Source organism: Verrucomicrobiia bacterium (assembly GCA_035765895.1).
Classification (GTDB): Bacteria; Verrucomicrobiota; Verrucomicrobiia; order Limisphaerales; family DSYF01; genus DSYF01.
This window is the reverse complement of the sequence record DASTWL010000038.1, coordinates 1-10,926: the sequence shown is the minus strand read 5'-3', so window position 1 is coordinate 10,926 and position 10,926 is coordinate 1. Positions and strand designations below refer to the sequence as shown.

The 10,926-nt window shown below is 63.0% G+C and carries 7 protein-coding genes; 3 read left to right on the top strand and 4 right to left on the bottom strand.

Translation table 11 applies throughout. The annotated features are described in order from the left end of the window. The 3 genes from VFV96_08050 to VFV96_08040 all read left to right on the top strand — a co-directional run. Nucleotides 1-518, top strand: a 518-nt coding sequence (locus VFV96_08050; protein ID HEU5070350.1) for a hypothetical protein, incomplete at its 5' end; no start/stop codon positions are given. A gap of 360 nt (nt 519-878) precedes the next feature. Then, nucleotides 879-4,115: a glycoside hydrolase family 2 TIM barrel-domain containing protein gene (locus VFV96_08045; GenBank protein HEU5070349.1), complete on the top strand. Its 3,237-nt coding sequence runs from the start codon at nt 879-881 to the stop codon at nt 4,113-4,115. Between the two features lie 121 nt (nt 4,116-4,236). Further along, the gene (locus VFV96_08040) at nt 4,237-5,850 is read left to right on the top strand and encodes a GDSL-type esterase/lipase family protein (protein ID HEU5070348.1); all 1,614 of its coding nucleotides are present in this window, start codon (nt 4,237-4,239) and stop codon (nt 5,848-5,850) included. A gap of 66 nt (nt 5,851-5,916) precedes the next feature. Here VFV96_08040 and VFV96_08035 read toward each other — a convergent pair whose 3' ends face one another. The 4 genes from VFV96_08035 to VFV96_08020 all read right to left on the bottom strand — a co-directional run. Further along, complete coding sequence (locus VFV96_08035) at nt 5,917-7,014, bottom strand: glycoside hydrolase family 43 protein (protein ID HEU5070347.1); 1,098 nt, start codon at nt 7,012-7,014, stop codon at nt 5,917-5,919. A gap of 1 nt (nt 7,015) precedes the next feature. Continuing rightward, nucleotides 7,016-9,115: a hypothetical protein gene (locus VFV96_08030; GenBank protein ID HEU5070346.1), complete on the bottom strand. Its 2,100-nt coding sequence runs from the start codon at nt 9,113-9,115 to the stop codon at nt 7,016-7,018. After that, nucleotides 9,116-10,453 (bottom strand): alpha-L-fucosidase, encoded by a 1,338-nt coding sequence (locus VFV96_08025; GenBank protein ID HEU5070345.1) that lies wholly within the window; start codon nt 10,451-10,453, stop codon nt 9,116-9,118. Between the two features lie 5 nt (nt 10,454-10,458). After that, a partial coding sequence (locus VFV96_08020; protein HEU5070344.1) for an ATP-binding cassette domain-containing protein occupies nt 10,459-10,926 on the bottom strand: 468 nt, incomplete at its 5' end.

Genomic DNA, 10,926 nt, shown 5'->3' with positions numbered 1-10,926 from the left:
GCATTCATTTTACCGTTCGCGCACGCACCGCGTTGGCTGCGGTGCGCCAATGCCCCATCGCCAGCCGCCTGGCTATCCACGGCCAGCTCATCGTCGTCTCTTTTCGCAGTCGAGCCGCCATCTCCGCCTTCTTCTTATCCCCCTTGCGGCGTTCCGCACTCCGCAGCGAAGACGCAGCGCCAGGGCTGTGCGGCAGGCGCGGGTGGCCGACCAACTTCACCGCGGCCTGCCGGCCTTTGCCCCGTGAGATAATCACGCCGTCTGCTTTTGCGGTGGCGCTTGCCCCGCGTCGTCTGGAGATGTTGCTCCCGGCGGGCCGCGTCGTGGCGATTCTGGCAGGCTTCATGGCAATTCAAGCGGACCTCGTGCCCGCGTTGAGGGCACCTTGCCGGATTGATGTTCTTGATAGCGTCGCCCCCGGTCGTCAGTCAAGCCAGCGTAAAAACGGGCGTCCTCTTGGCTGCGCCACCCATGCAACGGGCCGCGGTCATCATCCTGGCCGTAGCCTGCGGGGTTGAGCACGCTGCTGGATGGACTGAGCACCGCCACAACCCCCAGGCCGCCATCTCCGCCGTCCGCCACGGCATCATTCACCTGGAATGACCGCGACGGCAAATGATGCCCTGCGCCGATGCGCGACCGTCCTTCCGGAATGGACAGCCAGCGGCCCTTGCTGGCACACTTCGCGGATTCACCCGAACGGGTAGATGACGCGTCAACGGCCGTCCGCTAGCGTATTTGCATCAACGCGTTGGCCGTGCCGGTGGTTCGCCGCATCCACGTCAAAGGACAATGGACGCGGACCCGCCCGGCGTTCGGTTGACGCAAGCCGTTCCGCAATGACACAGACAAACCAGACCCGCAACACGCCGCCGCGAATGAACACAACAAACCTTGCCGCCCGCCTGCTCCCGCTTGCCGCCCTTGGCCTTTTCGTGATGGCCGGGCTCGCCGATCCCCCGGATTGGGAAAACCCGCGCCTCACCGGCGTGAACAATGAAGCGCCGCACGCCACCATGGTCATTTGTCCGGACGTGACGACCGCCCTCCAAATCGGCCCGGTGGACAACGCCGAGCGCGTCAAATCGCCCTTCTATCGCTCGCTTAACGGCGCCTGGAAATACCATTACTCGTCAAACCAGCTCGCCCGTGTGCCCAACTTCTGGCAGCCGGATTTCGACGATTCGCAGTGGGGCACCATTCCGGTCCCGGCCAACGTGGAAATGGAAGGCCACGGCATCCCGATTTACGTGAACATCCGTTACCCGTGGACGTGGCACGGCCAGGAACCGACGCCTCCAGTCGTGCCGCCGGATGACCCGAACAACACCGTCAACTCCTACCGCCGCACGTTCACCGTGCCCCCGGACTGGGACGGCCGCCGCGTGCTCCTGACGTTCGACGGCGTGAATTCCTTCTTTTACCTGTGGGTGAACGGCCAAAAGGTCGGCCTCGGCAAGGACAGCCGCACGCCGGTGGAATTCGACATCACCAAATATCTCAAGCCCGGCGAAAACCTCCTCGCGGTGGAAAATTTCCGGTGGTGCGACGGCTCGTATCTGGAGGACCAGGACTTCTGGCGCATGAGCGGCATCTTCCGCGACGTGTATCTGTGGTCACCGCCGAGCGTGCACATCCGTGACCTGGAAGTGAAAACCACGTTTGACGCGGACTACCGCGACGCCCAGCTCGCCGGCAAACTCTGGCTGACCAATGCCGGTCCCGCCACGGACATCTCCATCACGGCGGAACTGCGCGACCCGAGCGGCGCCACGGTGCTTTCCCCGACGCTGATGACAAACGTGCCCGCGGGCCAGGAAATCGAACTGGCCGGCGCCCTGCCCGTCAGCGAACCGCTCAAGTGGACGGCGGAAACGCCCAACCTTTACAAGCTGCTTGTGTCCGTGCAGGACGGCGGCGGCAAGACCCTGGAAGTCGTCCCCATGAACGTGGGCTTCCGTCAGGTGGAAATCAAAAATGGCGATCTGCTCGTCAATGGCCAGCGCATTCTCATCAAAGGCACCGACCGCCACGAGCACGATCCCGACCTGGGTCAGGCCATCACGCCGGACTCGATGCTCAAGGACATCCTGACCATGAAGCGGTTCAACCTGAACGCCGTGCGCTGCTCGCATTATCCGAACCAGCCGGCGTGGTATGACCTGTGCGACCGCTACGGCATCTACCTGATTGACGAGGCGAACATTGAAAGCCACGGCATGGGTTACGGCGAGCACACGCTGGCCAAGGATCCCGCCTACGCCGACGCGCACATGAACCGCACGGTGCGCATGGTTGAACGCGACAAGAATCACCCGTCGGTCATCATCTGGTCGCTCGGCAATGAGGCCGGATTCGGCCCGAACTTCGAAGCGACCTCCGACTGGATTCATCAGCGCGATTCGAGCCGTCCGGTTCACTACGAGCGGGCTGGGAACGATCCACACACCGACATCATCTGCCCGATGTATCCCGGCCCCGACACGTTGGAGCGATATTCGTCCAAACCGCAAACGCGTCCATTCATCATGTGCGAATACGAACACGCCATGGGCAACAGCAGCGGTGATTTCTGGTCCTACTGGAACTTGATTTATACGAAGCCCCACCTGCAGGGCGGGTTCATCTGGGACTGGGTGGATCAGGGCCTGCGGCAGAAACAGCAGTCGCTGCCCATCGCCCACTTCAACCGCACGGCGCCGGGCAAGGACACCTTCTGGGCCTTCGGCGGCGATTTCGGCCCGAACGACGTGCCGAGCGACGACAACTTCTGCTGCAACGGGCTGGTCACGCCGGACCGCGAACCGCATCCCGGCCTGTTCGAGGTGAAGCACGTGTATCAATACCTGCACTGCCAGCCCGCCGACCTCGCGGCGCGGAAGCTGACGTTGAAGAATTACTACGACTTCACGAACCCGAAGGACATTGCGGTGCTCCACTGGCGCCTGACCGGCGATGGGCTGGTGCTGCAATCGGGCGAACTGCCCACGCCCGATCTGGCGCCGCACGCAAGCGCCGAGCTCGTTGTGCCCGTCAAGCCGTTCCAGCCCCAACCCGGTGTGGAATACTTCCTGAGCGTCAGCTTCACGTTGAAGTCAGACCAACCGTGGGCCAGGGCAGGACACGAAATTGCGTGGGACGAATTCAAGCTGCCGGACGCCGCGCCCGCAACGGTGGCGCCCGTCGCCCGGTTCCCCAAGGTGCGCACCACGGAAACGGCGGATGCGCTCACCGCCATGGGGCCCAACTTCACCGCCACGTTTGACAAGCACGCCGGCACGCTGACGTCGCTGAAGTTCAAGGGCGAGGAGCTGGTTCGCTCACCGTTGCGGCCCAACTTCTGGCGGGCCGAAATCGACAACGACCGCGGCCGCAACATGCTCAAGTCGCAGGGCATCTGGCGCAACGCCCACGAGGACGCGAAGGTCACGGCGTTTACCGCCGCGCCGAATGCGGACGGCAGTTTGTCGGTGAAAGTGACGTCGCTCCTGCCCAAGGTGAACGCGTCGTGGGAGACGGTTTACACCGTCTATGGCAGCGGCGACGTCGTCGTGGCCGCGCACTTCAACCCGACGAAGAGCAATCTGCCGCCGCTCGTCCGGATGGGCATGCAACTGACCCTGCCGGCCGGCTTTGAACGCGTCACCTGGCTCGGACCGGGGCCGCAGGAGACATACAGCGACCGCAGGGATGCCCGCGTCGGCGTCTATTCCGGCACGGTGGAAGACCAGTTCTACGCCGGTTATGTGAAGGCCGGCGAAACCGGCAACAAGGCCGATGCCCGCTGGATCGCCCTGAGCAATGGCAAGGTCGGCCTGCTGGCCGTGGGCGAACCACTCTTGAGCGCAAACGCACTGCATTATGGCACGGAAGATTTGAACGCCGCCAAGCATCCGTTCCAACTGCCCCACCGTGATTACGTCACGCTGGATCTCGACCTGCAACAGCAGGGCGTTGGTGGCGACAACAGTTGGGGCGCCTGGCCGCACAAGGAGTTCTTGCTGCCCTGCAAGGACTACAGCTACCGCTTCCGGCTGCATCCCATGGCCGCCAACGCGGACGTGGCCAAGGAAGCCCGCGTGGCGTTTCCGAACAACGAAGGACGCGCAAATTAATTGACCAGCCCTTTCCCGCTCATCCCTGCCATCGCCCGCGCGACGGCAGGGATTTTTTCTGCCCTGTGACGGCCGAAACGAGGCTTGCCAGTAACGCCCGGCGGCGCCGACATTGAGTGCCATGACTCAGTCGTTCCGCCCCCTCCTCCGCCCGGTCCTCGCCCTCACGGTCATTGGTTTTATCAGTTTCACCGCCCTCGCCCAACCCACGCGCGTGGCGTGTGTCGGCGACAGCATCACTTACGGTCACGGGATTGCCGACCGGGAACACAATTCCTACCCGGCCCAGCTTGCGCGCCAGCTCGGAACGAATTACGACGTGCGCAACTTCGGCGTCAGCGCAACCACCTTGCTGACGCAGGCGGACCGGCCCTACGTCAAAACCTCCGCCTACACCAACGCCCTCGCGTTCCAGCCGGACATTGTGGTGATCGATCTCGGCGCCAATGACAGCAAGCATCCGGGCGACGACAGCCTTGAGTCCGCCAAGGCCATCAACAACTGGCAATACGGCACGAATTTTGTGCGCGACTACCGCGCGCTGATTGCCGCGTTCCGCGCGGCGAATCCCACCGTCCGGGTTTGCGTGTGCTTTCCCACCCCCGATTATCCGGGGCGCTGGGGCATCAACGACAAGACCATCCGCGAGGAGATGATTCCGATGATTCAGCAGGTCGCGCATGCGGATCATGCCGAAATCATCGACCTGCACACGGCGCTCGCGAACCGGCCTGAATTGTTTCCGGACACGGTCCATCCGAACGCCACCGGCGCCCGGCTCATGGCCGAAGCGGTGGCGCAGGCGTTGACACACGCCACCCCGGAAGCCGCCTCGACGAAGCCGCTGCAAGCGCTGATGAACCGGCGCGTGCTCTGGCTGGGTGACAGCATCACGCAAGACGGCAAATATGTTTCGTTCGTCGAGTATTATCTGAACCGCGATTTCACCGGCACAAACTTCGACTTTGTGGCCATCGGCCTGGCCAGCGAAACCGTGTCCGGGCTTTCGGAAAAAACCCATCCGTTTCCGCGCCCGTGTGTGTTCGAGCGGCTGGCCCGCGCGTTGGAGCTGGTGAAACCCCAAACCGTCGTCGCCTGCTACGGGATGAATGACGGCATCTATCACCCGCAAAGTGCCGAACGTTTGCACGCTTTCGAGGATGGCATCCACCGCCTGAGCCGGACGGTTCACGCCGCGGGCGCGGAGTTGATTTTGCTCACGCCGACGCCGTTCGATCCGTTACCGGTGCCGCATGCGCAGGCCGCTGATGCGCCTGACTTCAGCTACGCAAAACCCTTCACAAATTATGATGCCGTCCTGCGCGATTACGCCCAGTGGGAAAGACAACTGCCGGCCGGCGAGGCCATGCTGGTGGTGGACTTGCACACGCCCATGGCGGATTTCATCGCCCGCGCGCGCACAACGAACCCGCGCTTCAGTTTCACGGCGGATGGCATTCACCCCGCGGCGGCAGGCCATCTGCTGATGGCGCAAACCATTTTGCGCGCGCTCGGGGTGTCCATGCCAGCCGGCGACCTCACGCAGACGCTCGCGACGGTGGAAAAGGATCCGCTCTTCCCGGTCATCCGCCAGGAGCGGGAGAAACGTTCCACTGCGTGGCGCGATTACGTTGGCTACACACGCGAAAAAACGGTGAAGTCCGGTTCCGTGGCCAGGGCGGAAACGGAAGTGGCCGCGCTCAAGGAAAAGGCCGCCATCTTGCGCCAGCGATAACCCCGGGACGTTCCCCGCCCGGACGGGCTGGGCCGGCGCCACGGCCCCTGTTCCACGCGTCGGCAATCAGGCGGGGAAGCAATCCAACGTCCATTCATCACGCCAGACCAGCACCGGCACGCCGTGCCGGAACTCGATGGGCAGCCATACGTAACGACCATCGATCGCATTCTCCGGCCGCCAGCGATCCGCCATGAAGATGAAGGCGTCATGCAGACCGTGCACCGGCAGCACGAAAGTGGATTGCGATGCAAACGTGCTGGCAATTTGCAGGCCGTCGCCGAGGCACGGATTGCCGAGTTCTTCCCACGGACCCCAAATGGAATCCGCCGCCAGCAGGCGGGCCGGATTGGGCGCCCAACCGGTGCAGTCCGAGGTGAACATGAAATAGCGGCCGCTGCGCTTGAACAGTGCCGGCGCCTCGTTGAAACGCCCCGGCCGCACGCGGACAAATTGCCCGGCCGGCGAAAGAAAATCATCGCTGAGCCTGGAAATGTGAAGCGTGCCGTTCCCCTCCGATGCGTAGATGTGATACGCGCCGCCATCGTCATCCACAAACAGCGTCATGTCGCGTGCCATCTGGCCGCCCGCGAAGTCACGGCGAAAGAGCAGTTGCTTCGGATACCACGGACGCGGTCCGCCGCCCAGATCCATGGCGTCCAGCCGCTCGCGTTCTGTAACACTCAATTCGTGGCGGTCCGCCTCCGGCACGTTCAGCGGCCAGACGCCGGCGTTGGGCCGGAACGCCCGCAGGAATTGATACGGCCCGGTGACCTGATCCGCCACCGCCACGCCGCTCAACGAACCGCTATAGCCCGCGTCCTTCGGCTCCAAGTGAAACCACATCACAAACTTTTTCGTGTCCGGATTGAAGAGGACTTTGGGCCGCTCGAGGATGCAGCCGCGCGTGATGGGGCAGCCCGGCTCATCGCTGACCGGCAGTGCAACGCCTTCATCCGTCCAGTTGTAAAGATCCAGCGAGGCGTAAACATGCACGCCGACATGCGCCGCGTTGCCCGCTTCGCCCGCGATCTTGTGCTCGCCGAACCAGTAGTAAACACCGTCGTGAAACAGCACGCCGCCGCCGTGCGCGTTGATGTGAACGCCATGGTTGTCCAGCCACAAAGCACCGGGCCGAAACGATGAATATTGCGGGGGTCTCATGTCAAAGTTCCAGATACACCGCTGAATGTCCCGCAAGCCAGCCGGGCACGGACGGCACAAGTTCAATCACCCGCTTCGCCTTGAGGCCGCGGATGTCGAGCGGACTCGACCGGTGGTTCACAATGACCAATTTGTCCCCGAAGCGCGCGAACTCGACGCCCTTCACCGGCGCCAGCGGCAGCAGCGGGGATTGGCCGGCCAGTGCGGCAACCGGCGTTTCGCGCAGCAGCACGACCGGATGCAGCTCACGCTTGCCGTAGAGCGGCGGCACGATCGGCATCGTGCGCCGCGAATAGCTGTAACCGTATTCGAAGCCAAACGAAAACACCTTGCCGACGCCGAACCTGGTTTCCGCAAGGGCCGTTTTGCCGGACTGAATGTAGGTGCCGAGCGCATTACCGCCCTTGAACGCCACCGTGGACCAGCCGTGCGGAATAATCTCCTCGTGCCACCGGATGCAGTCGAATGCGACGCCTTCCTCTTCGAGGCCGAACACGCGTTGGACCAGGCCGCAGCCGGGGCCGTGAAAGAGGGTTCCGCCGCCGGTCACGAATTGTTTCACCGCCGCTTCCAAACCCGCGCTGTCGTAGTGCGAAAGACATCCCACCAGTCCAGCGGCATGCGACAGGTCATAGAGCGAGTTGTGCGGGACAACGAGGGTTTTGTATCCGGCCAGCACGCCGTCCGCCACTTGCTCCGGATGCAAAATGTCTACGTGCCAACCGAGATCGGTGAATTGCTGATACCAGCCCAGCAAGTCCATGCGATGCCGCCCGCCCGGGTCCACCTCGAGCGGTTCGTAAAGACTCATCTCCGCCGGAAACAGCAGCGCCACTTCCTTGGCGCGCGGCGCATCAAGCAGAGGAATAATCTCGGCCGCCCAGCGATTCCCCGCCCGCAGCGAGTCCTTGAACAACTCGTCCATGCGAAACAGCACGCCGCCGTCGTCCAGTCCGCTGTAACCGTAAATGTGCAGGCCCTTCGCGCCATTCGCGATGTGGGTGGCAATGGCCTCCGCCGGCGGCACCACGCGGTAAATATCGCCGTTCACATGACGGCCGAGATACAAGCCCGCCGTAAACGGCCGGTGCGTGTTCGCGTTGCGCAGGATCGATCCCTCGACGCTCAGCGCCATCGCATCGGCACGATTTTCCGCATTCAAGGGAAAGCCGATGAACAACACGCTGTCCACGTGCTTTGCGCACCGGTAAATGTCCAGTGCACGCTGGCCCGTCTGCCAGTCAATTTGTCCCGGCGGGTTGAAGAAATAGCCCCACTGGTGCAGCAGCGGCTCCACGTAAATCTTCTCATCCAGCATGCGCCAGTGCTTGAGCATCGTCGCCAGATACGCTTCGAGCACCCCGGCGAGGTGCGTCTGGTTGTCAATCCAGCGCCAGAAATCCGGCGTGCGCCGGGCAAAATCCTCCGCCGTGGGCCGCGCGCAGCCGACCCAGCTCAGTTCCTCCGGGCGCAGCCAGTATTCCTCCGGCTTGAGTTCACCGAAGGACTTCGCTGCGAGCCCGTAGTGCTGATTCAGCAGCGTGATGTCGCCGCCGTAGCGCTGCTCCAGCCAGGTGAGATACTTCTCCCTCCCCTCCGCATCGAAGCTTGGCTTGGGAATCGGCTCGAACATCGTTTGCAGGATGATGCGCCCGTCGGCGCGACGCCGCATGCCCGGACCGTAAAGTTTCAGCAAACCCTTCACGTGTTCCACCATCGTGGCCTGCGCCTTGGGCGACCAGTATTTGTAGGTGCCCATCGGCTGGCCGTCCGGGCGCAGCGGCTCTTCGCCGCGCACGGGCGGCACGCTGCGGATGTTCGGGTAGAGGTTGTCGCCGCAGAGATAAAGCGCGAGGCAGGTGTAATCGAGTCCGTGCTTCGCCATCTCCGCCATCATGAACTCCTGCATGGCAACATACGGGCTGGCCGGTTCGCCCCGATACCGCGCAAAGAAATCCTCCCACGCCTTCGAGTCGAGGTTGATGCTGTTGAACCCCAGGCTCGCAACCTCGGCAATGCCCCGCCGGGTTGCCTCGAAATCACCATAAAACGGTTCGAAAAAGTTTCCGAACCAGATGCTAAGAAAGGGGCGCTGGCTCATTTATTTGATGGGCTGAAGGGCGTCGACCGGTGCATCCAACTGCAAGACCACGATCGTATCCATGTCGTTCCGCGCCGGCCCGGGAACGGAAAGCTCAATGCCGCTGTCGCTCTGATGGAAGCTTGCCGCGCCGCCGTGCAAAACCGCGGCCCTGGTCACCCGGGCGGAAAGCGCGGGCAAAACCAATTTCCCTTCCGGCCATTTCAGAACGTGGACGTAAACCGTCCTGTCCCGACAGGTTGCAGCGCCCCAGTCGCCGGGCAGAAACGGCCCGCCGCGCGTGGCGTAGATGCTTTCGCCATATTGCTTCAGCCACGCACCGATTTCGCGGAGCCGCTCCGCCTGCGAATCATCAATCTGACCATTGCGATCCGGTCCGACGTTCATCAACAGATTGCCGTCGCGACCGGCCACCTTGGCGAGCAACTGGATGTATTCCTTGAGCGGCTTCGGCTTCCGATTCGGCTGATAACCCCACGCCCCGGCCATTGGCACGCACAACTCCCACGGATGCTCGCGGTCAAAACCACCCAGTGCGCCGTAGCCCTCGCGCGAGTGAAAATCCTCCGGCATGTCTGCGCGGCCATTGATGAGCAGGTCCGGCTGCAGACGGCGGAGCACTGCGTAAACCTGGTCATGCTGCCAGGTGAAGCCGCCCCGGTAGTGCTGGTCCTTCGGCCGCTTCCTCCACTCCGCGCCTTGCCAGTCGCCGCCAAAACTCAGCCAGTCCGTCTCACCGCCGTCAAACCAGAGCACGTCGATTTTCCCGTAATTGGACAGCAGCTCCCGCACCTGCCGGTGATATTGTTCGCGCATGGCCTCCGCGCTCTCGCGTTGCAGGTCGGGCATGAGGTAACCGGGAAACCGCCAGTCGAGCGGCGAGTAATAGAGGCCGACGTGCAGCCCGGCCTTGCGCACGGCCGTCACGTATTCAGCAACGAAGTCGCGATGCGCGGCGGAGTTCACGCTGGTGAATTGGTTCGTGCCGTCGTTGAAGAGTGCGAAACCGTCGTGATGCCGGGAGGTCAGCACCATGTATTTCATGCCGGCGGACTTCGCGAGTTCCGCCCAGGCGTCGGCGTTGAAGTTGGTCGGGACAAACTCATCCGCAAGTTTGGCGTATTCGTTCACGGGAATCTGCTCATTCCATTGAACCCATTCACCGCGCCCTGGAATCGCATAGAGTCCCCAATGGATGAACATGCCGAAGCGCGCCTCCCTCCACCACTGGACCCGCGCGGTTGTGTCGGCGCCGCCAGCGCGGGATGGTGACGGCAAGGCGATCAAGGCCGCCGCGCAAAGCACGGCGCCCAGCAGCATTTTGAAGTGTGCCTTCATCTGGTTCATTTTGGTTCAACCCGAATTTGTGTTTGCGCAAGGACCCCTTTCTCAAGGGACAAAATACGGTCCGCCTGACGGAGAACGGCCGGCCGGTGCGCAATGATGAAGGCGGTTCGTCCCGCCATCAAACGTTCAAGTGCCTGCTGCACGATGGCTTCGCTGTCCGCGTCGAGCGCGCTGGTCGCCTCGTCAAGAATCAACACCCGCGGATCGCGCAACAACGCGCGGGCAATGGCAACCCGCTGCCGCTGGCCGCCGCTGAGCTGGATGCCACCGGCTCCAATTTCCGTCTCGAGCCCCCGCGGCAGGCTGCGGATGAATTCCGCCGCGTTCGCGTCCTCAATCGCACGTTGCAACACCGCCTCGCTGACGTCCCGCCGCCCGTAAACGATGTTCTCCCGCAGTGTGCCGTTGAACAGGATGGTCTGCTGGCTGACGACGGCGAGGTGCCGCCGGTAAGTGCGCAGATC

Coding starts and splice junctions, on each gene's coding strand:
- VFV96_08045 (HEU5070349.1), top strand. CDS start 879: ATGAACACAACAAACCTTGCCGCCCGCCTGCTCCCGCTTGCCGCCCTT.
- VFV96_08040 (HEU5070348.1), top strand. CDS start 4,237: ATGACTCAGTCGTTCCGCCCCCTCCTCCGCCCGGTCCTCGCCCTCACG.
- VFV96_08035 (HEU5070347.1), bottom strand. CDS start 7,014: ATGAGACCCCCGCAATATTCATCGTTTCGGCCCGGTGCTTTGTGGCTG.
- VFV96_08030 (HEU5070346.1), bottom strand. CDS start 9,115: ATGAGCCAGCGCCCCTTTCTTAGCATCTGGTTCGGAAACTTTTTCGAA.
- VFV96_08025 (HEU5070345.1), bottom strand. CDS start 10,453: ATGAAGGCACACTTCAAAATGCTGCTGGGCGCCGTGCTTTGCGCGGCG.